Source organism: Streptomyces sp. NPDC006140, from assembly GCF_040628815.1.
In the GTDB taxonomy this organism is placed as follows: domain Bacteria; phylum Actinomycetota; class Actinomycetes; order Streptomycetales; family Streptomycetaceae; genus Streptomyces.
Window position 1 is genome coordinate 520,081 of the sequence record NZ_JBEXTS010000004.1, and the last position, 21,473, is coordinate 541,553.

20 protein-coding genes and 1 pseudogene are annotated in these 21,473 nt (G+C 70.5%); 6 read left to right on the forward strand and 15 right to left on the reverse strand.

Translation table 11 applies throughout. From position 1 onward, the window contains the following. Positions 1-39 precede the first annotated feature (39 nt). Positions 40-363 (forward strand): annotated as a pseudogene (locus ABZ386_RS14920) (polymorphic toxin type 30 domain-containing protein); the annotation flags it as partial. 20 nt (positions 364-383) lie between these two features. Further along, on the forward strand, positions 384-704 hold the full coding sequence (locus ABZ386_RS14925; RefSeq protein ID WP_356500047.1) for a hypothetical protein: 321 nt from the start codon (positions 384-386) through the stop codon (positions 702-704). A gap of 383 nt (positions 705-1,087) precedes the next feature. Here ABZ386_RS14925 and ABZ386_RS14930 read toward each other — a convergent pair whose 3' ends face one another. The 3 genes from ABZ386_RS14930 to ABZ386_RS14940 form a co-directional block, all read right to left on the reverse strand. After that, positions 1,088-2,416, reverse strand: coding sequence for a class I SAM-dependent RNA methyltransferase (locus ABZ386_RS14930; protein WP_355716743.1), 1,329 nt, complete (start codon positions 2,414-2,416; stop codon positions 1,088-1,090). A 120-nt stretch (positions 2,417-2,536) separates the two neighbouring features. Continuing rightward, positions 2,537-4,588, reverse strand: coding sequence for an APC family permease (locus ABZ386_RS14935; protein ID WP_351347705.1), 2,052 nt, complete (start codon positions 4,586-4,588; stop codon positions 2,537-2,539). 305 nt (positions 4,589-4,893) lie between these two features. Continuing rightward, positions 4,894-5,622, reverse strand: a complete 729-nt coding sequence (locus tag ABZ386_RS14940; RefSeq protein ID WP_355716749.1) for a TetR/AcrR family transcriptional regulator — start codon at positions 5,620-5,622, stop codon at positions 4,894-4,896. Positions 5,623-5,971: 349 nt separating this feature from the next. Between ABZ386_RS14940 and ABZ386_RS14945 the strand changes: the two genes are divergently transcribed. From ABZ386_RS14945 to ABZ386_RS14955, 3 genes are all read left to right on the forward strand, one after another. Next, positions 5,972-7,366, forward strand: a complete 1,395-nt coding sequence (locus tag ABZ386_RS14945; RefSeq protein ID WP_358964907.1) for an MFS transporter — start codon at positions 5,972-5,974, stop codon at positions 7,364-7,366. Between the two features lie 247 nt (positions 7,367-7,613). Next, the gene (locus ABZ386_RS14950) at positions 7,614-8,285 is read left to right on the forward strand and encodes a TrkA family potassium uptake protein (RefSeq protein WP_003993522.1); all 672 of its coding nucleotides are present in this window, start codon (positions 7,614-7,616) and stop codon (positions 8,283-8,285) included. Continuing rightward, positions 8,285-8,962 (forward strand): TrkA family potassium uptake protein, encoded by a 678-nt coding sequence (locus tag ABZ386_RS14955; RefSeq protein WP_010035052.1) that lies wholly within the window; start codon positions 8,285-8,287, stop codon positions 8,960-8,962. Before ABZ386_RS14950 ends, ABZ386_RS14955 begins: the two co-directional genes overlap by 1 nt. A gap of 68 nt (positions 8,963-9,030) precedes the next feature. Here the strand turns inward: ABZ386_RS14955 and ABZ386_RS14960 are convergent, their stop codons facing one another. The 8 genes from ABZ386_RS14960 to ABZ386_RS14995 all read right to left on the reverse strand — a co-directional run bounded on the left by ABZ386_RS14960 (position 9,031) and on the right by ABZ386_RS14995 (position 16,896). Then, a complete protein-coding gene (locus ABZ386_RS14960; RefSeq protein WP_351347710.1) occupies positions 9,031-9,759 on the reverse strand; it encodes a DUF3159 domain-containing protein in 729 nt (242 codons plus the stop codon). Positions 9,760-9,762: 3 nt separating this feature from the next. Then, positions 9,763-10,161: an OB-fold nucleic acid binding domain-containing protein gene (locus tag ABZ386_RS14965; protein ID WP_114255762.1), complete on the reverse strand. Its 399-nt coding sequence runs from the start codon at positions 10,159-10,161 to the stop codon at positions 9,763-9,765. A 54-nt stretch (positions 10,162-10,215) separates the two neighbouring features. Next, positions 10,216-10,899 carry a response regulator gene (locus tag ABZ386_RS14970; protein WP_351347712.1) on the reverse strand — a complete coding sequence of 228 codons (684 nt, stop codon included), beginning with the start codon at positions 10,897-10,899 and terminating at the stop codon, positions 10,216-10,218. Continuing rightward, complete coding sequence (locus ABZ386_RS14975; RefSeq protein WP_356500049.1) at positions 10,896-13,454, reverse strand: sensor histidine kinase KdpD; 2,559 nt, start codon at positions 13,452-13,454, stop codon at positions 10,896-10,898. The genes ABZ386_RS14970 and ABZ386_RS14975 overlap by 4 nt, the downstream gene beginning before the upstream one ends. A gap of 132 nt (positions 13,455-13,586) precedes the next feature. Further along, the gene (locus ABZ386_RS14980; RefSeq protein WP_358964863.1) at positions 13,587-14,762 is read right to left on the reverse strand and encodes an alginate lyase family protein; all 1,176 of its coding nucleotides are present in this window, start codon (positions 14,760-14,762) and stop codon (positions 13,587-13,589) included. A 157-nt stretch (positions 14,763-14,919) separates the two neighbouring features. Further along, positions 14,920-15,672 (reverse strand): DUF3710 domain-containing protein, encoded by a 753-nt coding sequence (locus ABZ386_RS14985; protein ID WP_114255758.1) that lies wholly within the window; start codon positions 15,670-15,672, stop codon positions 14,920-14,922. Between the two features lies 1 nt (position 15,673). Next, positions 15,674-16,243: a dUTP diphosphatase gene (dut, locus tag ABZ386_RS14990; protein ID WP_351347719.1), complete on the reverse strand. Its 570-nt coding sequence runs from the start codon at positions 16,241-16,243 to the stop codon at positions 15,674-15,676. Positions 16,244-16,311: 68 nt separating this feature from the next. Next, a complete protein-coding gene (locus ABZ386_RS14995; protein WP_356500053.1) occupies positions 16,312-16,896 on the reverse strand; it encodes a PaaI family thioesterase in 585 nt (194 codons plus the stop codon). Between the two features lie 58 nt (positions 16,897-16,954). On the opposite strand from ABZ386_RS14995, the gene ABZ386_RS15000 reads away from it, so the two are divergent. Next, positions 16,955-17,413, forward strand: a complete 459-nt coding sequence (locus tag ABZ386_RS15000) for a DUF3093 domain-containing protein (protein WP_114255755.1) — start codon at positions 16,955-16,957, stop codon at positions 17,411-17,413. 42 nt (positions 17,414-17,455) lie between these two features. On the opposite strand, the gene ABZ386_RS15005 is transcribed toward ABZ386_RS15000, so the two are convergent. The 4 genes from ABZ386_RS15005 to ABZ386_RS15020 all read right to left on the reverse strand — a co-directional run bounded on the left by ABZ386_RS15005 (position 17,456) and on the right by ABZ386_RS15020 (position 21,062). Beyond that, complete coding sequence (locus ABZ386_RS15005) at positions 17,456-18,454, reverse strand: hypothetical protein (RefSeq protein ID WP_358964864.1); 999 nt, start codon at positions 18,452-18,454, stop codon at positions 17,456-17,458. A gap of 13 nt (positions 18,455-18,467) precedes the next feature. Continuing rightward, entirely contained in the window at positions 18,468-18,764 is a 297-nt protein-coding gene (locus ABZ386_RS15010) for a DUF4193 domain-containing protein (RefSeq protein WP_003993510.1), read from the reverse strand. A gap of 405 nt (positions 18,765-19,169) precedes the next feature. Next, positions 19,170-20,402, reverse strand: coding sequence for a HAMP domain-containing sensor histidine kinase (locus tag ABZ386_RS15015; RefSeq protein ID WP_031116858.1), 1,233 nt, complete (start codon positions 20,400-20,402; stop codon positions 19,170-19,172). 6 nt (positions 20,403-20,408) lie between these two features. After that, a complete protein-coding gene (locus ABZ386_RS15020) occupies positions 20,409-21,062 on the reverse strand; it encodes a response regulator transcription factor (protein ID WP_003993508.1) in 654 nt (217 codons plus the stop codon). Positions 21,063-21,473 lie beyond the last annotated feature (411 nt).

Below are 21,473 nucleotides of genomic sequence, written 5' to 3' on the forward strand. Positions count from 1 at the left end.
GGGGGTGGCTGGGATGTGCGCGGTCACAACCCGCTCGACATCGTTCCCGACGGTGCCGATATGCGGGTACTGAAGCCGGACCCCCACGGTGGTGCGCAGAAGGGGGTGGAATACAAGTGGGAAGACCCCGAGACGGGCAATATGGTTCGCCTTCGAGTGCACGACAAGGACGGAACCGCCCCCGCTGGCTCCAACGCGGCAAACGGGGATATCTACCGCATATCGATCGGCGGGAAATACCAGGACGACGCGGGGAACCTGTATCACCGACAGGTCCACAACCCGAACAGTCCCCATTACAATCCGGACGCGGCCCATGCCACACACATCCCCTGGCCGGCTCGATTTCCACTTCCGTACTAGTGACGAACGGGTGTTTCGCATTGAAGTCTCACGACTTCATCGGTATCGCGCGAATGATTTCGGAAGCAGATGCGCAGGCACGAGAACGCGCGGCCGACGAAGTGACCGACCACCTGGGTGCGTACACACCCGCCCAGGCGTCGGCTCTGGCGACACTGCTGGCGGCAACCGCTGTCTGCGAAAAGGAAAACTCCGCCCTGGAAGCCGAACTGCACGCTCTCATCGAACTGACGTCCACCGGCCATGTCGGCCTTGAGCACATCGCACCTCTGCGGGAGATCGTTCTCGCCGACCTTCCTCCTCAACTCCGCGACTATGTCAGCGACCTACTGGAAGGATGAAGACCCAGGGCGGGCAGGCACAGCTACCGGCATGGACCTGGCCCAGCACGGCGCCGTAGTGGGCTGAAGCCTCACCGACGCCGCGCGCCCCCTGCCCACGGCTTTCGCCGCTCGACATCGCACCTGCGTCCGAGGCCACGCGTCAACTGCTCACCGAGCACCAACGAAATCGGTTGGCGCCGCTCTAGGCCGAGCAGGACGCAGGGCTTGCCGCTCGGCGACGTCATCTCCTTCACTCACGACGAGCCGGGCCGTGTCACCTTCAAGGATGCCGCCGGACGGACGAGGATGCCGCGAGCTGAAGTGCCAGCTCCATGTGATGTATTCCGGGAAACAGGTCGAGCCCACCTGGCAGTGCCTGAGCAACTCAGAAGAACCGCAGGTCAGAGTCCTTTCTCAGCAGGCTCCAAAATCGCCACACACTCCACATGCGACGTCATCGGAAACAGATCGAACGCCCGCAGCGTCCGCACCCGGTACCCCCCGTCCCGGAAGTACCCCAGATCCCGCGCCAGCGCCGCCGGATCACACGCCACGTACGCGATCCGCCGGGCCCCCAGCGACGACAGGTGCTCCACCGTCTTGCGGCCCGCTCCGGCGCGGGGCGGGTCCAGGACGATCAGGTCGACCTCCGTGATGCCCGTCCGCGGCAGCACGCTCTCGACCTTGCCCTGCTCGATGCGGACACGGTCGAAGTCGGCGAGGTTGTGGCGGGCGTCCTCCACCGCGCGCTTGCCGGACTCGATGCCGAGGACCGCGCCCTTGTCGCCGACGCGGTCGGCGAGCGCGCCCGCGAAGAGGCCGACTCCGCAGTACAGGTCGAGGGCCATGTCGCCCTTGCGCGGCAGCAGGCCCTGCATGACCGCCGTCACCAGGGTGTCCGCCGCCTTCGGGTGGACCTGCCAGAAGCCGCCGCCCCCCACGCGGTGGGTCCGGCCGTCCGCGCGCTCGCGGACGAAGGGGCGGCCGTGGACGCGGTGGACGCCGCCGGAGCGCTCGTCGACGCGCAGGACGGACACCGGGCGGTCCAGCTCGACCAGCGGCAGGCGCGCGCCCGGCTTCGGCGTGAGGATCACCTGCCGGTCCTGCGAGCCTGTCGCCGCGATCGCCTCGACGGAGTCCATGCCGGTCCAGTCGCGCTTCTCGATGCCCAGCTCGCTGACGCCCTCCGCGGCGATCATGCAGTGGTCGATCGGCTCCACCTCGTGCGAGCGGTGCCGGCGCAGACCGGCCCGGCCGTCGGCCGTGACGGCGTACTGGACGCGCGTGCGCCAGGCCGGGACCTGCCCCGCGGGCACCTTGTCGCCCTCGGCGGGCAGGACCGTGCCGTCCCAGCCGGCCTCCTCCGGGGTGAGCCCGGCGAGCCGCTGGAGCTGCTCGGCGATGACGTCGGCCTTCAGGCGCCGCTGCGCTCCCGGCTTGGCGTGCTGCCAGTCGCAGCCGCCGCAGCGGCCCGGCCCGGCGTAGGGGCAGGGCTCGTCGATCCGGTCCTTGGAGGCGTCGAGCACCCGTACCGCGTCGGCCCGCAGGAACCGCGCGCCCTCCTCGCCCTCGGTCACCCGCGCCACGACCCGCTCACCCGGCAGGGCGTGCCGCACGAACAGCACCTGGCCCTCGGACGTACGGGCGATGCAGTGGCCGCCGTGGGCGACGGGGCCGACCTCGACCTCGTACTCCTCCCCCACCAGCGACTTCCTCGGTTCTGCCTGCATGGCGGGGTGACTCCAAAATACGAGAGGGCGACGGGCCGTACGGAAAACGGCCGGACAACAGCCCACCAGTCTACGTGGCTGCCGCCCGGCCGTTTCACGACCGTTCCACAAGGCCCCGGGTCAGGACTTGGGCTCCGAGGACTCCCGGGTCCGCTCCTGCGCGGGCCCCCGCCGCACCGACCCCGGCGCGTTCCACTCCTGCTGCCTGCGGGCCCGCCGCTTGGCCGCCTCGGAGGACTGCAGCTGGTACGGCACGGAGGTCACCATGATCCCCGGCGTGAACAGCAGCCGGCCCTTCAGGCGCAGGGCGCTCTGGTTGTGCAGCAGGTGCTCGTACCAGTGGCCGACGACGTACTCGGGGATGATCACGGACACCGCGTCCCGCGGCGACTCCTTGCGCAGGCTCTTGACGTACTCGATGATCGGCCGGGTGATCTCGCGGTAGGGCGAGTCGAGGACCTTCAGCGGTACGTCGATGCCGCGGCGCTCCCACTCCTCGCGCAGCGCCTTGGTCTCGGCCGGGTCGACGTTGACGCTGACCGCCTCCAGCGTGTCCGAGCGCATCAGCTTGGCGTAGGCCAGGGCGCGCAGCGTGGGGCGGTGGATCTTGGAGATCAGGACGACGGAGTGGACGCGGGAGGGCCGTACGCTGTCGTCGCTCGGGCCCTCGGGGGCGGCGATCTCCTCGGCGACCCGGTCGTAGTGCTTACGGATGGCCGTCATCGTCGCGTAGAAGATCACCATGCCGAGCAAGGCGACCCAGGCGCCGTGCGTGAACTTGGTGACGAGGACGACGACCAGCACGAGGCCGGTGAAGAAGGCGCCGAAGGCGTTGATGGCGCGCGAGCGGATCATGCGGCGGCGCTTGGCCTGGTCCTGCTCGGTGGCCAGGTGGCGGTTCCAGTGCCGGACCATGCCGGTCTGGCTGAGCGTGAACGACACGAACACGCCGACGATGTACAGCTGGATCAGGCGGGTGGAGTCGGCGCCGTAGATCCACACCAGCAGCCCGGCGGCGCCCGCGAGGAGCACGATGCCGTTGGAGAAGGCCAGCCGGTCGCCGCGGGTGTGCAGCTGGCGCGGCAGGTAGCGGTCCTGGGCGAGGATCGAGCCGAGCAGCGGGAAGCCGTTGTAGGCCGTGTTGGCGGCGAGGAACAGCACCAGCGCGGTGGCCGCGGCCAGCACGATGAACAGGAAGCTGCCCTTGCCGAAGACGGCCTCGGCGACCTGGGAGATCACCGGGTTCTGCACGTAGTCCGCGCCGAGCGGGACGCCGTTGTGGAAGAGGTCGCGGGCCGGGTTCTCGGCCATGCGGACGTCGGTGGCGGCGGCCAGCGCGATGATGCCGCAGAACATGGTGACGGCCAGCAGGCCCATCAGCGCGAGGGTGGTCGCGGCGTTCTTGGACTTGGGCTTGCGGAAGGCCGGGACGCCGTTGGAGATCGCCTCGACGCCGGTGAGCGCGGCGCAGCCGGAGGAGAAGGCGCGCAGCAGCAGGAAGACCAGGGCGAAGCCGGCCAGGCCCTGGTGCTCGGGTTTGATGACGTAGTCAGCGGTGGGTGCCCGCATGGTGTCGTCCAGGACCAGTCCGCGGAAGGCGCCCCAGGCGATCATCGTGAAGACGCCCGCGACGAAGACGTACGTCGGGATGGCGAAGAGGGAGCCCGACTCCTTCACGCCGCGCAGGTTCATCAGCGTCAGCAGCACGATCACGCCGATCGCGCAGAGCACCTTGTGCTCGACCACGAACGGGATCGCCGAGCCGAGGTTCTCGATGCCGGAGGAGATCGACACCGCGACGGTGAGGACGTAGTCGACGAGCAGCGCGCTGGCGACCGTGAGACCCGCCTTGGGGCCGAGGTTGGTGTTCGCCACCTCGTAGTCGCCGCCGCCGCTGGGGTAGGCGTGCACGTTCTGCCGGTACGAGGCCACCACGGTGAACATCAGTACGACGACCGCGACCGCGATCCACGGACTGAAGTGGTACGCCGTCACGCCCGCGATCGACAGGACGAGAAGCACCTCGCCGGGTGCGTACGCCACGGAGGACAGCGGGTCGGAGGCGAAGACGGGGAGTGCGATGCGCTTCGGCAGGAGCGTTTCCCCGAGCCGATCACTGCGCAGTGCGCGCCCGATCAGGATCCGTTTGGGCACGTCGGTCAGTTTGGACACAACAGAGGATCGTAAGCGTTCGATTGCGGGGCCGCCCACCCGCCACCCCCCATCGGCGTTCCCTCTGCTCTCCGAGTGAATTCAGGGGCCTGTGCGGCTGTGGATTCCGCAGGTCATCCGGTTCTCATGCCTATATGACTGAGCCTGCCCGTGACCTGACCCTCGCCACTTCAGGAGCTCTCGTGCACACGTCCGCAGAACTGATCGGTGCCGTAGCCGCACTCGTCGCCCTCGGAATCCTCACACTCGCGAGCGTGCGCAGCATCGGCCGCCGCTGATCCGCCCCGCCCGCCGCGGCCCGGGGCTCAGCCCCCGGTCTGTGCCTCGATCCCGTCAAGCAGCAACTCCAGTCCCACGGTGAAGCTGGTGTCCCAGTCGACATCGGAGATGTAGTTGTTCGCGGCGACGGTCGGATACCGGTCACTGTGGCTCTGCAGGTACTCCTGCCCCAGCCGGGCCTCCTCGGCGGAGAGCTGGAGGCTGGACTGGGTGGCCGTGGCACCCATCACGTGGTTGTACAGGGCCCATGTGGCGGCGTTGAGTTGTCTGCCGGTCAGCCCGGCACGCACCAGCGCGGACTGCAGGAACTCCATCCAGGCCAGGAAGTTCGGACCCATCAGGGGCCGTTGGCGCGCGGGCAGGGTGGCGGCCCAGGGGTGCCGCAGCATCGCCTGCCGCCAGGTGTTGACCAGGATCACGATGTCGTCCCGGGGGTTTTCGGCGCTCCGGTCCGGGAGCGAGGTCTCCCCGAAGATCGCGTCGACCGCCAGATCGATGACGTCGCCCTTGGTGGCCACGTGCCAGTACAGGGTCGTGGCGCCCACCTGGAGCCGTTCGGCCAGGTGACGCATGGTGAGCCGGTCCATCCCCTCCTCGTCCAGCAGGGCGACGGCGGCCCGGACGATGCGTTCCCGCGTCAGTGGCGGCTCTCCCTGCCTGGCCCGCGGGGAGCGCAGCCAGACGTTGCCGACTCCCGCTCCGGCCTGGCCCCTCGAGCGTTCCTTGCCCGCCATGACGTTCACCTCCGGTTTCATGCGGCTCACCCCCGAGGGTGCACATCGCGTCACTCAGCGTTCCGGGCGAGTCTCGCACGCCCGGACGCGCGCCTCGGCGCGAGCGTCCGGCCTTCACCGCCCCTTTCCTCCGGAGCACCGAAACTCCCGTTGTTTTCGGCCACTTGAGGCCACCCATGCCCTCTCCACCGGCTCCTGCGTAAGGGCACGGCTGCGCGGAGTTGCAGTAGAGTCCCTGTCACTAGACCAACGTTCGAGTAACCCGACCATAGTGCGAGTAGCCGTGACAGAGATCCAGCGAGAAGCACCACCGTCGGCGCGGTCCAAGAGGCGCTGGTGGACCCTTCCGGTCGTGAGCCTGGCCCAGCTGATGGTCGTGCTGGACGCGACCATCGTGAACATCGCTCTTCCCTCCGCCCAGGAAGCCCTGGGCATGACCGACACCGACCGCCACTGGGTGATCACGGCCTACGCCCTCGCGTTCGGCGGCCTCCTGCTGGTGGGTGGGCGGGTGTGCGGTGCGATCGGCCACCGGCGGGCCTTCACCATCGGCCTGGCCGGCTTCGCGCTGGCCTCGGCGCTCGGCGGCGCGGCCGGCAACGCGCCCACGCTCTTCGCGGCCCGTGCCGGGCAGGGCGTCTTCGCCGCGCTCCTGGCGCCGGCGGCGCTGTCCCTGCTCATCCTCACCTTCACCGACGGGCGCGAGCGCGGAAAGGCGTTCGGCGTCTTCGCGGGCGTCGGCGCGGGCGGCGCCGCCCTGGGCGTCGTGGCGGGCGGACTGCTCACCGAGTACGCCGACTGGCGCTGGTGCCTCTACATCAACATCCCCATGACCGCCATCGCCCTGATCGGCGTCCCTCTCATCATGCGCGACCGTCCGGGCGGCACCCTGCGCCACCTGGACGTCCCCGGGGTACTGCTCAGCGCCGCGGGCCTGGTCGCCCTGGTCTACGGCTTCACCCAGGCGGAACCGCACGGCTGGGGCGACCCGACGGTGCTGGCCCTGCTCGTCGCCGGGGTGCTCCTGCTGGGCCTGTTCGTCCTGGTCGAGGCCAGGACGCGGCATCCGCTGCTGCCCCTGCGCATCCTCGTGCACCGGGTCCGCGGCACGGCGTTCGTGTCCGTGTGCCTGATGTTCGCCGCGATGTTCGGCTTCTACCTCTTCGTGAGCTACTACACGCAGACGATCCTCGGCTACTCACCGGTCAAGGCGGGCATGACGCTGCTGGTGAATGCCGTGAGCACCACCGTCGGCGCGATGTTCATCGCCGGCAGGCTGCACCGGTGGGTCGCCCCGAACGGCCTGATCGCGGGCAGCCTGCTGTCGTCCGCCGCGGGCATGCTGATCCTCACCCGGCTGGAGGTCGGCAGCTCCCACGTGTTCACGGTGTACCTGACCCCGTCGATGATCCTGACCGGTATCGGCCTCGGCTGTCTGCTCGCCACGGCGACCAATACGGCCACGGTCGAGCTGGACCCGGCCGAGGCCGGCGTCGCGTCGGCGGCCTACAACACGGTCCAGCAAGTGGGAGCCGCGTTCGGCACCGCCCTGCTCAACTCCATCGCCACCAGCGTCACCACGTCGTACCTCGAGGACCACGGGAGCGGCCCGGGCGCGCTCGACGCCGGGACGGTGCACGGCTACACCGTGGCGCTCTGGGTGGCCTTCGGCATCCTCGTCTGCGGCGCGCTGCTCGTCGGTCTGCTCTCCCGGGGCGGTCATCGCACGTCCCGCCCGGAAGCCGTGGTCGAGGTGTCCGGCTGATGCCGGGCCTGGCAACCGGACGTCCGGAGGGCCCTGGTGGGCTCGTCGGGCTTTGCCTATACGTTGGAGACAGGCGACCAGCCGGGCCCCCAGGCGCTGAACGGGATCACGTCAGGCGTGGACCGGCATGATGGTGCCTGGCGGCCCGCACAGAAGGCCGCGACGTGCTGCCCGGCGAGCCGAGAGAGAGACATGAGCAGAGCATTGACGCGGGCCGAAGGGCCTGCGGGAAGCGTGGTGTGAGGCCATGCATATCGTCATCATGGGTTGCGGAAGGGTGGGTTCCGCCCTGGCCCAGAACCTGGAGCAGCAGGGCCACACGGTCGCCGTGGTCGACCAGGACCCCACCGCCTTCCGCCGCCTGGGGTCCTCCTTCGGCGGCCGCCGCGTCACCGGGGTCGGCTTCGACCAGGACACCCTGAGGGAGGCGGGCATCGAGGAGGCCGGCGCCTTCGCCGCCGTCTCCAGCGGTGACAACTCCAACATCATCGCCGCGCGCGTGGCCCGTGAGATGTTCGGCATCGAGAACGTCGCCGCCCGCATCTACGACCCCCGTCGCGCCGAGGTCTACCAGCGCCTGGGCATCCCCACCGTCGCCACCGTCCGCTGGACGGCCGACCAAATGCTGCGCCGCCTGCTCCCCTCCGGCGCCGAGCCGCTGTGGCGCGACCCCACCGGCGGCGTCCAGCTCGCCGAGGTGCACACCTCCACCGCCTGGGTCGGCCACAAGATCAGCCGGATCCAGGAGGAGACGGGCGTGCGCGTGGCGTTCCTGACCCGGCTCGGCGAGGCGGTCCTGCCGACTTCGCAGACGGTGTTGCAGGAGGGCGACCTGGTGCACGTGATGATGCGCACCGACGAGGTCGACACGGTCGAGGCGGCGTTCGCCAAGGGTCCCGAAGAGGAGGGCGGTCACTGATGAGGGTCGCCATTGCCGGTGCCGGCGCGGTCGGCCGCTCGATCGCGGGCGAGCTGCTGGAGAACGGCCACGAGGTCCTGCTGATCGACAAGGCGCCCACCGCCATCTCCGTCGAGCGCGTCCCGCAGGCCGAGTGGCTGCTCGCCGACGCCTGTGAGATCACCTCCCTGGACGAGGCGGCGCTCCAGCGCTGCAATGTCGTCATCGCCGCGACCGGCGACGACAAGGTCAACCTGGTCGTCTCGCTGCTGGCCAAGACGGAGTACGGCGTTCCGCGCGTCGTCGCCCGGGTGAACAACCCGAAGAACGAGTGGCTGTTCAACGAGTCCTGGGGCGTGGACGTCGCCGTCTCCACCCCGCGCCTGATGTCGGCCCTCGTCGAGGAGGCGGTGAGCGTGGGCGACCTGGTCCGCCTGCTCCGCTTCAGCCACGGCGACGCCAACCTCGTCGAGCTGACCCTGCCGGAGGAGTCGGCCCTGGCCGGCACGCAGGTCGGGGACGTGGAGTGGCCGGAGGACACGTCCCTGGTCACGATCATCCGCGGCACGCGCGTCCTGACGCCCTCCCGGGAGGACTCCCTGGAGGCGGGCGACGAGCTGCTCTTCGTGGCCGCGCAGGCCCGCGAGGAGCAGTTGGAGGACCTGCTGTCGGTACGCCGGGACAGCGCGGCGAGCTGAGCGGGCCCCGCGGTCATGCGGAAGGGGCGTCCCGGCTTCCCGGGACGCCCCTTCCTCGCTTCAGGTACCTACTCGGCGGACCGGGCGGCGGCCTGCCGCTCCCTCTCCTCGGCGGCCTTCTCCTCCGCCTCCATCTCCGCGAACACGTCGATGGGCGCGGGCGCCTTCGCCAGGAAGACCCAGGTCAGCCACACCGCGAGCAGGAAGGGCGGGATCTTCAGGGCGACCAGGACCCAGCCCAGCTGCGTGGTGTCGGCCCACCAGTACAGCGGGAAGAGGATCGCGCACTTGGCGAGCAGGATCGCGCCCCAGGCGTAACTGGCCTTGGTGTACGCCTTCTTGCGGCCCGGGTTCCGCGTGCGCCAGGAGAGGTTCTCCTTGAAGACCGGGCCGAGGATCAGCCCGATCAGCGGCACCCCGGCCAGGGCCGTGATCACGTACGCGAGCCCGAGGCCCAGCGTGTAGAGCATGCCGGGCAGGTAGAAGTCCTTGGCGTTGCCGGTCATCATCGCGAAGACGACACCGAAGGCCACGCCGAAGACACCGCTGAAGGCGTGCTTGACGGTGTCCCTCATCACCAGCCGGACCACGACCAGCACCAGCGACACGGCCAGCGCCGCGATCGCCGACAGGTGCAGGTCCTTGTTGATCGTGTAGATGGTGACGAAGAGCAGGCCGGGCACCACCGTCTCGACCATGCCCCGCACGCCGCCGAACGCCTCGAACAGGGCGGCCTCGGTCACCGCCCGGGCGTCGTCCGCAGAATTCTCTTCGGTCGGCTTGTCGAGCGACGTCACCGGCTACTCCCGTCCGAGGGGTCTCAGTTCGTACTTGGGATTGAACAGCACCCGGCGGCCCCGGCTCATCGAGACCCGGCCGGATGCGATCAGCTTGCGTCCCGGCTCTATGCCCACGATGGAGCGCCGGCCGAGCCAGACCACGTCCAGCGCCGCGGATCCGTCGAACAGCTCGGCCTCCAGGGCAGGGACTCCGGCGCGCGGTCGCAGGGTGACCGTGCGCAAGGTACCAGTAACCGTCACTATCTGGCGGTCCTGGCAGTCTCCGATCCGGATACAGCCGGTGGTCTCGGAGTCCTCCCGCAGTTCCTCGGACTCCAGGTCCTCCTGCGACGAGGAGAGCCGGTCGAGCATGCGCCGGAACCGGCCCGCCGGCTTCTGAGAACGAGGAACAGCACTCATATCTGAAGCGTACCGGGGCCCGCCGACATCTCCGTAGCCCTGGGGCGAGGCCCCCTACTTCTCGAACCGGTACCCCATCCCCGGCTCCGTAATGAAGTGCTTCGGGTGCGAAGGGTCCGCCTCCAGCTTCCGCCGCAGCTGCGCCATGTACACGCGCAGATAGTTCGTCTCGGTCCCGTACGACGGGCCCCAGACCTCCTGCAGCAGCTGCTTCTGCCCGACCAGTCGGCCGCTGTTGCGCACGAGGACCTCCAGCAGGTGCCACTCGGTGGGGGTCAGCCGGACGTCCCGGCCGGCGCGGTTGACCTTCTTCGCGGCCAGGTCGACGGTGAACTCGTCGGTCTCCACGACCACGTCGTCCTCACCGCCCCCGCCCGGCTCGGCCCGGCGCACGGCGGCCCGCAGCCGGGCCAGCAGCTCGTCCATGCCGAACGGCTTGGTGACGTAGTCGTCGGCGCCCGCGTCCAGCGCCTCGACCTTCTCGTCGGAGGAGTGCCGGGCGGACAGCACCAGGATCGGCACCCGCGTCCAGCCGCGCAGCCCCCTGATCACCTCGACGCCGTCCATGTCGGGCAGCCCGAGGTCGAGGACGACCACGTCGGGGTGGCGGGCGGCGGCGAGCCGCAGGGCGGTGGCACCGTCGTGGGCCGCGTCGACCTCGTACGTGCGTGCCTTGAGGTTGATCACGAGGGCGCGCACGATCTGCGGCTCGTCGTCGACCACCAGGACGCGGGTCATGAGGCCTGCCTTTCCGGTTCTGCCAGGGGTTCTTCCGCCGGGAGCACAGGCTCCGGGCGCGTTCCCGCCGCGCGGAGCGTGAGGACCATGGTGAGCCCGCCGCCGGGCGTGTCCTCGGCGTTCAGGGTGCCGCCCATGGCCTCGGCGAAGCCGCGCGCCACCGCGAGCCCGAGGCCCACCCCGGCGCCGCGCGGGGCGTCACCGTGGCGCTGGAAGGGTTCGAATATGCGGTCCTTGGCCTCGTCGGGGACGCCCGGCCCCCGGTCGACCACCCGCACCTCGACCCGGTCGCCGAGCGTGCTGGCCGCGACCAGCACGGACGCGTCGGGCGGACTGTACTTGACGGCGTTCTCGACGAGGTTGGCCATCGCCCGCTCCAGCAGCCCGGGATCGACGTCGACCATGGGCAGGGTCTCCGGCACGTCCAGGACGACGCTGCCCTCGGGTACGCCGCCGAGCGCCATCGGCGCCACCTCGTCCAGGTCGATCTCGCGGATCAGCGGGGTGACCGTGCCGGTCTGGAGGCGGGACATGTCGAGCAGGTTGCCGACGAGGTGGTCGAGCCGGTCGGCGCCCTCCTCGATGCCCTCCAGCAGTTCCGCCCGGTCCTCCTCGGACCACTCGACGTCCTCGGAGCGCAGGGAGGACACCGCCGCCTTGATCCCGGCGAGCGGGGTGCGCAGGTCGTGGCTGACGGCGGCCAGCAACGCCGTACGGATGCGGTTGCCCTCGGCGAGCGCGCGGGCCCGGTCGGCCTCCTCGCGCAGCCGGCGGCGGTCCAGGACGACGGCTGCCTGGGCTGCGAAGGCGGCCAGCACGCGGCGGTCCTCGGCGGGCAGGACGCGCCCGGTCAGCGCGAGCGCCATGTGATCCCCGACCGGCACGTCGACGTCCGCCTGGTCGGGCCGCTCCACGGGGCGTCCCTGGCCCACCCGGCCGGCGCAGGTCCACGGCTCGACGTCGCCGGCCCGTTCCAGCAGGGCCGCCGACTCCATGCCGAAGGTCTCCCGGACCCGTTCCAGCAGCTCCTCCAGGCCGGTCTCGCCGCGCAGGACGTTGCCCGCGAGGAACGACAGGATCTCGGACTCGGCGCGCAGCCGGGCCGCCTGGTGGGTGCGGCGGGCGGCGAGGTCGACGACGGAGGCCACCGCCGCGCCGACGGCCACGAAGATCACGATGGCGACGATGTTCTTCGGGTCGGCGATGGTCCACCGGTGCAGGGGCGGTGTGTAGAAGTAGTTCAGCAGCAGGGAGCCGACCGCGGCCGAGGCCAGGGCGGGCAGCAGCCCGCCGAGCAGGGCCGCCGCCACCGTCAGCGCCAGGAACAGCAGCATGTCGTTGGCGAGGCCGAGGTCGACGGCGCTCAGCAGCGCCGCCAGGGCGGGCGGACCGGCGACACCGGCGATCCACCCCCACACCCGCCGGGAGCGTCCGAGGCGCGCGCTCCGGGCCACCGGCAGCCCGCGGCCCTTGGCGACCTCGCCGTGGGTGACGATGTGCACGTCGAGGTCGGGCCCGGACTCCCGGGCGACCGTGGCGCCGACGCCGGGCCCGAAGACGTACTGCCAGGTCTTGCGGCGCGAGGAGCCCAGCACGATCTGGGTGGCGTTCACGCCCCGGGCGAAGGCGAGCAGCGCGGCCGGTATGTCGTCGCCGACGACGTGGTGGAACGTTCCGCCAAGGTCCTCGACCAGGGTTCGCTGCATCGCCAGTTCCTTGGGCGAGGCCGAGGTCAGCCCGTCGCTGCGGGCTATGTAGACGGCCAGCACCTCGCCGCCGGCGCCCTTCTCGGCCAGCCGCGCGGCCCGGCGGATGAGCGTGCGCCCCTCGGGGCCGCCGGTCAGCCCGACCACGATCCGCTCGCGCGAGCCCCAGATCGCCGACACCCGGTGGTCGCTGCGGTAGCGGGTGAGGTAGGCGTCGACCCGGTCGGCCACCCACAGCAGCGCCAGCTCGCGCAGCGCGGTCAGGTTGCCGGGCCGGAAGTAGTTCGACAGCGCGGCGTCGACCTTGTCGGGCCGGTAGATGTTGCCGTGCGCCATCCGCCGCCGCAGCGCCTCGGGCGACATGTCGACCAGCTCGATCTGGTCGGCCCGCCGCACCACCTCGTCCGGCACGGTCTCCTGCTGCCGTACGCCGGTGATCGACTCGACGATGTCGCCGAGGGACTCCAGGTGCTGGATGTTGACGGTGGAGATCACGTCGATGCCCGCCGCGAGCAGTTCCTCCACGTCCTGCCAGCGCTTGGCGTTGCGGGAGCCCGGGACGTTCGTGTGGGCGAGTTCGTCCACCAGGGCGACCTGGGGGCGGCGGGCGAGGACGGCGTCCAGGTCCATCTCGGTGAACGTGCCGCCCCGGTGGTCGATCTCCCGGCGCGGCACCTGCTCCAGGCCGTGCAGCATCACCTCGGTGCGGGGCCGGTCGTGGTGCTCGACGAAGGCCACCACGCAGTCCGTGCCCCGCTCGACGCGACGGTGCGCCTCGGACAGCATCGCGTACGTCTTGCCGACGCCCGGTGCCGCACCGAGGTAGATCCGAAGCTTGCCGCGTCCCATGGCCTCATTGTCTTCCGGTCTGCCGTTCACGCAGCGTCGACCTTACGGCGGGCCGGCACGGCACGGGGGCGCCGGGCCCGGCGGCGGGCCCGTCTTTGACGGAACCCTGACGCGCCCGGGCCGGTCAGGGGGTCACGCGGGGTTGTCGCCGTGGGTGAGGGTCTCCCACGCGACGAAGAGGTGGTTGGAGCCGGCGGGACGGCCGCGCGTCGTCAGCGACTCGGTGTGGGTCATGGCGTGTCCGAGGCGGTTGGCGAGGGCGTTGTGGCCGACCTCGGGTATCGGCCCGAGGCCGGGCTTGAGCGAGCCGCCGCACAGCCAGCTCGGGGCCGCGGTGCCCAGCTCGTACTTGGCATGGAAGCCGAGCCCGTGCCGCAGCCGCTCCCCCACGTCCGTGCCGTAGAGGTCCTGCCCCTGGATCCGGCTGGTCTCGGCGACGTGCGAGATGGCCGAGAGGCCGTAGCCGGTGTGCGTGAAGTCCCGGCAGGTCTCCTGGCTGAGCCCGTTGACGAAGGTCGACTGCCCCTGCCAGTACTTGACGATCTTGTCCCGGGTGTCGAGGTGCTGGCCGGGGACGGTCTTCGGCAGCGCGCCGTCCGACTCCAGGTAGACGTAGGCGGCGGTCCGGGTGCGGAACTTCGCCATGGCCTTGTCGTACGAGGCCTTGTCCTCCAGGAAGACGGAGATGCCGACGGCGGCCTCCATCATCGACAGCTCCCAGTTGCCGTTGGAGTGGGAGCCGTTGATGATCTCGGGCAGGTAGACGGTGCGGAGCATGGTCGCGAAGCGGCCGGAGTTCGCCCAGGTCCCGGTGTACGTGTACTTGATGATCTCGGCGGCCCTCGGCCAGGAGGAGCCGGCCCAGCCGGTCTGCAGGGGCGCGTTGCTGTTGGTGTGGTCCCGGATCACTGCGGACCAGGCGTCCATCAGCTCGATGGCCTTGCGCGCGTGCCGTTCGTCGCGCGTGACGTACCAGGCGAGGGCGTGGGTGTAGGCGGCGATCGCGTCCTCGCGCTCGTCGGTGCAGCCGTGATCGGGGTTGGAGTAGGAGCCGCACTCCACGACCGCCCGGGGCCTGGGCGTGCGGTTCAGGTCGGCGTACTTGCTCGCCGTCATCCGGTCGAAGGCGCCCTTCCAGGGCTGGGCGCCGGCGTTGACCTGGGAGCGGGCGAAGTCCAACTGGCCCTTGGAGACGGTGACTCCGGGGTGGACGAAGGTCGCGGGGGCGCTGGGAGCGGCGTCGGCCGGGCGGGCGAGCACACCGGCGAGGAGGGCGGCCGAGGCCGCGAGGAGAGCGGTTCTGCGCATGTGGGGGGCCTTCCGTTCTGGCATGTGAACGTGAAGCGCCTTTATGAACAGACGCGTTGGTCGGAGAAGGTAGGTACAGACCAATGCGCCGTCAAGGCTCCGCGCACGAGAAAGGGCCGCACCCCCGGTGGGATGCGGCCCTGGTGTCTTCTTCGTCTCAGCGGACCTCGGTGATCTCCGGTCCGCGCTGGAGCTGGCCCATTCCGCCCGCGAAACGGGAGCCCTCCTCCTGCTGGACGCCCTCGGGGACCATCTGGGCGTCGTTCGGCAGCTTCAGGACGATCGGGTCGCGGGGCGCCATCGGGCCCTCGCCGCGGACCACGACCGTGTCCCGGAAGATCTGCTCCAGCAGCCCGGCGGCCTGCGGCTGCACCGCGCCCTGGCCCGAGATGACCCCGCGCAGGAACCAGCGGGGGCCGTCCACACCGACGAACCGCACGACCTGGAAGCCGCCGGTGCCGTCCGGCAGCTGCACCGGCACCTGGGCCCGCAGCTCCCAGCCCAGCGGCCCCTCGACCTCGTCGACGATGCCGCCCTGCTGGGTGATGCCGGTCGCGATCTCCTCGCGCACCTCGCCCCAGATGCCCTCACGCTTGGGCGCGGCGAAGCCCTGCAGCTGGATGGCGCTGTCCCGCAGCACGACCGTCGCCGCCACGATCGCGTCACCCGCGACCTCGACCCGCAGCTCCATGCCGTCGACGCCCGGCACGAACAGGCCTCCCAGGTCGACCCGGCCCTCGGCGGGGTCACGGACCTCGGAGCTGTCCCACGGCCCGTCGGGGCGCGGCGCCGGCTCGAGCCTCAGGCGCTCGCCCTCGTCGCCCGCCTCACTGTCGACACCGTCGACGACCTGCTCGGCCTCGCCGGCCGCGTCCTCGGCGGCATCCCTCTTCTTGCGACGTCCGAACACGTCACTGTCCTTCCCGGTCGGATACGACCGAAGCGTATCGATTCCCACCCGTCCGACCGCCGATGGCGGCCTGACCGCTTGTGCCGCTCGTCCCGTCCACCGCGGCATGGCCTCCGGTGGACCCGAAGCCCCCCTCGGCCCGCGCGGAGTCGGGAAGCTCCGCCACCTCCTGGAAGCGGACCCTCTCGACCTGCTGGACAACCAGTTGGGCAATCCGGTCGAAGCGCTCGAACCGCACGGCCTCGCGCGGGTCGAGATTCACCACGATCACCTTGATCTCCCCACGGTACCCGGCATCAACCGTCCCCGGGGCATTCACCAGGGCGACGCCGCAGCGGGCGGCCAGGCCGGATCGCGGGTGCACGAAGGCCGCGTACCCCTCCGGCAGTGCCACAGACACTCCCGTGGGCAGCACGGCCCGCTCGCCCGGCGCCAGTCGGCACGCCTCGGTGGTGCGCAGATCGGCACCCGCGTCCCCGGGGTGCGCATACGACGGCAGGGGTACGTCCGGATCGACGCGCCGGATCAGTACGTCCACCGGCTGACGGCTCGCGGGGCTCGTGGGAGTCATGGTGCTTTCCGGGCTCGCGGGGCTTGTGGAACTGATGGGACCGGCCGGGCCGGTGCGGCCTCCCGGGCTCACGGGTTCACCTCGAAGGCACGGGCGCGGCGGACCTGGTCCGGGTCGCTCATGGCCGCCTGGATCTCCTCCGGGCGGCCATGGTCGACGAAGTGGTCGACCTTCACCTCGACGAAGAGCGCGTCGGCGCGCACGGCGACGGGTCCGTCGGGGCCGCCGACGCGCCCGGTGGCCGTGGAGTAGATCTTCCGCCCGGCCACCGCCGTCACCTCCGCCTCCAGGTGGAGCGTGGTGCCGACGGGCACGGGCCGTACGAAGTCGGTCTCCAGCCGCCCGGTCACGGCGATCGTGCGCAGCAGCCAGTTCAGCGAGCCGAGGGTCTCGTCCAGGGCACTGGTGAGCACACCGCCGTGCGCGAGGCCCGGGGCGCCCTGGTGGGCGGGCCGCACGGTGAACTCGGCGGTGAGGGACACGCCCTCACCGGCGCGCGCCTCCAGGTGCAGCCCGTGCGGCTGGTCGCCGCCACAGCCGAAGCACTGGCCGTAGTGCGCGCCGAGGAGCTCACCGGGCGCCGGAGCGTCCGGGTGCCGCACCGGTCGCACGGCGTCGGCCGGAGGCTGAAGAGCTGCGGAAGTACGACTCACAGCCGGAGACCTTACCCGCGCGTCGGCCCCTTCCGGACACCGTGTCAAGCTTGGCTCCATGCAGCTCTCCGCCGCCCCGTACGAAGAACGCCTCACCGCCCCGCGGACCTGGTGGCTGATCTCGTTCCTCGTCGGGGTCTCCATGGCCCTGGTCCTGCTCCCGTTCGGCACGCTGCCGATGCTCGGGGGCCTCGCCGGGGGCACCGCGGTCGCGGCCGTCGCCGCGAGTTCGTACGGCTCGGTCCGCATCCGCGTCGTGGGCGACTCCCTGATCGCCGGCGAGGCGAAGATCCCGGTGGCGGCCCTGGGCGAGGCGGAGGTCCTGGACGCGGAGGAGACCCGCGCCTGGCGCACGTACAAGGCCGACCCGCGCGCCTTCATGCTGCTGCGCGCCTACATCCCCACGGCCCTGCGCGTGGAGGTAACGGACCCGGAGGACCCCACTCCGTACCTGTACCTGTCCACGCGCGAGCCGGAGCGCCTGGCGGAGGCACTGCGGGCGGCGAAGTCGGCCTAGCACACCTGCCCGGGACGTCACCCGGCAGAAGAACGGCAGGTCTCAGGGCCCGCCGTCGCCCTTGTCGTCCTGTCCCGCGTCGCGCTGCTCGTCGTGTTCCGCGTCGCGCTTGTCGTCCGCGCGGTGCCCCAGGGGGTCGTGCGTGATCTCGCCCATCTCCAGGGCGTCCGCCGGGCGTTCCAGGGCGGGGAGCGACTCCAGGGCCTCCCAGGGCACCTGGATCTTGCGCAGGTCCTCGCGGATGCGGGCGGCCAGCTTTCTCGTCTCGCTGCGGTTCATGGCCGCGCCCACGGCGGCTCCGACCAGGAACGGCATGAGATTCGGCATGTTGCGGAGCATCCGCTTCATGATCCGCTGGCGCAGATCGCGCTTCATGCGGCTGTTCAGCGCCGTGCTGAACGTCGAGGGCTTGGTCGCGTCGATCCCGCGCTCCCCCGACCACGAGTCGAGGTAGGCGGTGCTGCGCTGCTTGAGGTTGCCGGGCGGTCGTACGCCGTAGACCTCGTGGAGTTCGGCGATCAGCTTCAGCTCGATCGCCGCGACGCCGGTGACCTCGGCGGCCAGTTCCGTGGGCATCGCGGGGGGCACGGGAAGCATCGCCGCCGCGCCGATGCCGGCTCCGACCGTCGCCGTCGCCTTCGCCGCGCCCGCGACGAGCCTGTCCGCGAGCTCTTCGGGCCCGAGGCCCGGGAACTGCCTGCGCAGGGTCGCCAGGTCCCGTACGGGGACCCGGGGTGCCATGTCGATGATCCGGTCGGCGAGGTACGCGAGCCCCGCACGGGCCCGCTCGCCGCCCTTGCGGGCTCCTTCCCTTGCCCGCTCCCGGATCGCCCCCGCACGTCGTCTGGCGACGGGTGCGGGGACGTCCACGGACGCCGGGAGGTCACCCCGGTCCGCGGCCGGTTCGAGCGAGGCCGCCCCCGTACCGGTGGAGCCTCGCCCGTCGTCACGCGCGCCGTGCTTCGGGCCGTCGTCGATCGGCCCTTCGTCCGCCTTCCGCTTGGAGAAGCGGCGCTTCCAGGGAGGGGTCGAGCCAGTCACGGCCGACCCGTCCTCAGTCGCAGTCGCGGCAGATCGGCTGACCGTTCTTCTCCCGGGCCAGCTGGCTGCGGTGGTGCACCAGGAAGCAGCTCATGCAGGTGAACTCGTCCTGCTGCTTCGGGAGCACCCGGACGGCCAGTTCCTCGTTCGAGAGGTCTGCCCCGGGCAGTTCGAGGCCCTCTGCGGCCTCGAACTCGTCGACGTCCACGGCGGAGGCCGACTTGTCGTTCCGCCGAGCCTTCAGCTCTTCGAGGCTGTCCGAGTCGACGTCATCGTCGGTCTTGCGTGGAGTGTCGTAATCGGTTGCCATGTCGCTCTCCCCCTCTGGGTGTCTGCGGTGTCTCCAGCGCACGTAACGCGTGAGAGGCCGGACTTGTGCCCGACCTGAGGCGGAGATTTTGCCTCACATCAAGGTCTGTTACTCAATCGACACCCAACCGGACTCCTCACGAGTGATCGGCTTGGATGGCGATGGGGACCGTACACGGTCCTAATGCCGCACTTCAAAGGCGTCTCACCGTGTACTTCCCGTGATCAAGACCCCCGAAAACCGGGATTTTCCCGACTTTCCGGCAGGAGGCATGATCACGGAGAGTAGATGGCCGGAAAGGCGCCCCTGTGATCGATCACACACGGGGCACGTACGACGATGTCTCGGAAATTCCGCGTAAAGCGAACATCTTCGAGTGCCCGCAAGGTGATCGGCGCCATGATCTCAGATGGGCAGGGTGACCCGCATCACGAGCCCACCCCCTTCGCGCGGCTGGGCGTAGATGTGCCCGCCGTGGGCCCGGGCCACCGACCGGACGATGGACAGACCGAGCCCGACGCCCTTGTCGCTGCCCGTCCGCTCCGTGCGCAGCCGCCGGAACGGCTCGAAGAGGTTGTCGATCTCGTACGCCGGCACGACCGGGCCCGTGTTGGAGACGACCAGGACCGCCTGGCCGTGCTGGACGTCGGTGGTGACCTCGACCCAGCCGTCCTCGGGCACGTTGTAGCGCACGGCGTTCTGCAGCAGGTTCAGGGCGATCCGCTCCAGCAGCACGCCGTTGCCCTGGACGACCGCGGGCTTCTGCTCGCCGCGGATGCGCACGCCCTTGGCCTCGGCCTCGCCGTGCACCTGGTCGATGGCCTGCGAGGCGACCTCGGCGAGATCCACCGGCCCCCGCTCGACGATCTGGTTGTCGCTGCGGGCGAGCAGCAGCAGGCCCTCGACGAGCTGCTCACTGCGCTCGTTGGTGGCCAGCAGGGTCTTGCCGAGCTGCTGGAGCTCCACGGGCGCGTTCGGGTCGGACAGGTGCACCTCCAGGAGCGTGCGGTTGATCGCCAGGGGCGTTCTCAGCTCGTGCGAGGCGTTGCCGACGAAGCGCTGCTGGGCGGTGAAGGCGCGCTGCAAACGCTCCAGCATGTCGTCGAAGGTGTCCGCCAGCTCCTTCAGCTCGTCGTCCGGGCCGTCCAGCTCGATCCGGCGGGACAGGTCCGAGCCCGCCACCGTGCGTGCTGTGCGGGTGATCCGGCCCAGCGGGGACAGGACGCGGCCGGCCATGGCGTAGCCGAAGGCGAAGGCGATGACCGCCAGGCCCAGCAGCGCCAGGAGCGAGCGGCTGAGCAGGTTGTCCAGGGCGTGCTGGCGCTGGTCGTTCACGCACTGGTTCATGGCGTTGTTGAACTCGGCGGGCGAGGCCTGGTCCGGAAGGTTGCAGATGTCGCTGGTGACCTTGCCCTCGACGATCTTGAACGGCAGGTCGCTGCCCACGTTCAGTGCCTGCGCGGCGAGCAGGTAGATGATCGACAGCAGCAGGATGCCGGCGATCAGGAACATGCCGCCGTAGAGCAGCGTGAGCCTTATGCGGATGGTCGGGCGCAGCCACGGGAAGGGCGGCACGGGCCTCCTGGGGTCCCAGGTGGGCTTGGGAGGCGCCTGCGGGGGCGCGGGAGTCGTTGCCACGGGGGATCAGATCCGGTAGCCGGAGCCGGGCACCGTGACGATGACGGGCGGCTCGCCCAGCTTGCGGCGCAGGGTCATGACCGTGACGCGCACGACGTTCGTGAACGGGTCGGTGTTCTCGTCCCAGGCCTTCTCCAGCAGCTGCTCCGCGGAGACGACGGCGCCCTCGCTGCGCATCAGCACCTCGAGGACCGCGAACTCCTTGGGCGCGAGCTGGACCTCCTTGCCGTCGCGGAACACCTCGCGGCGGTTGGGGTCCAGCTTGATCCCGGCGCGCTCCAGGACGGGCGGCAGGGGCACGCTGGTCCGCCGGCCGAGGGCGCGCACGCGGGCGATGAGCTCGCTGAACGCGAAGGGCTTCGGCAGGTAGTCGTCGGCGCCGATCTCCAGGCCCTCCACCCGGTCGCTGACGTCACCGGAAGCCGTGAGCATCAGCACGCGCGTGGGCATGCCGAGTTCGACGATCTTGCGGCAGACGTCGTCGCCGTGCACGAGCGGGAGGTCGCGGTCGAGGACGACCACGTCGTAGTCGTTGACGCCGATGCGCTCCAGGGCGGCCGCACCGTCGTACACGACGTCGACGGCCATGGCCTCCCGGCGCAGTCCGGTGGCCACCGCATCGGCGAGCAGTTGCTCGTCCTCGACGACGAGTACGCGCACGTCCCTAGTCCTTCCTCATGTCCACCCGCGTAGTGCCTTACCGGGCGCACGCGGGCAGGGGTTTTCGGTGGTGTCGGTGTGTTGCCCTCCATCCTGCCCTTTTCGGCCGTAAGTCGGCGGTAAGGCAGGTGAGCGGACGGTGGCGGGCAGGACGGTGCGGGGCGGGGAACCGTGGCCGGAGCGGGAATACGAGATTTTCTCCTCCGGTTAGGTTTCCTCGGAAGGGAGCTTGGGGAGGACGGCTTTACATCCCACGATCACGCTCTGCCGGTACCGCACCACCATGCGGTGCGCATCAATCCGCTTTTCCGCAGGGCGGGCGTGGGTGTCCGGCACCGTCGCCGCCCAGCAGAGCGGCGCTGGGCATCCACATCAGACGTGATCGTCCCTTCCGAACGGCACACCCCCGTG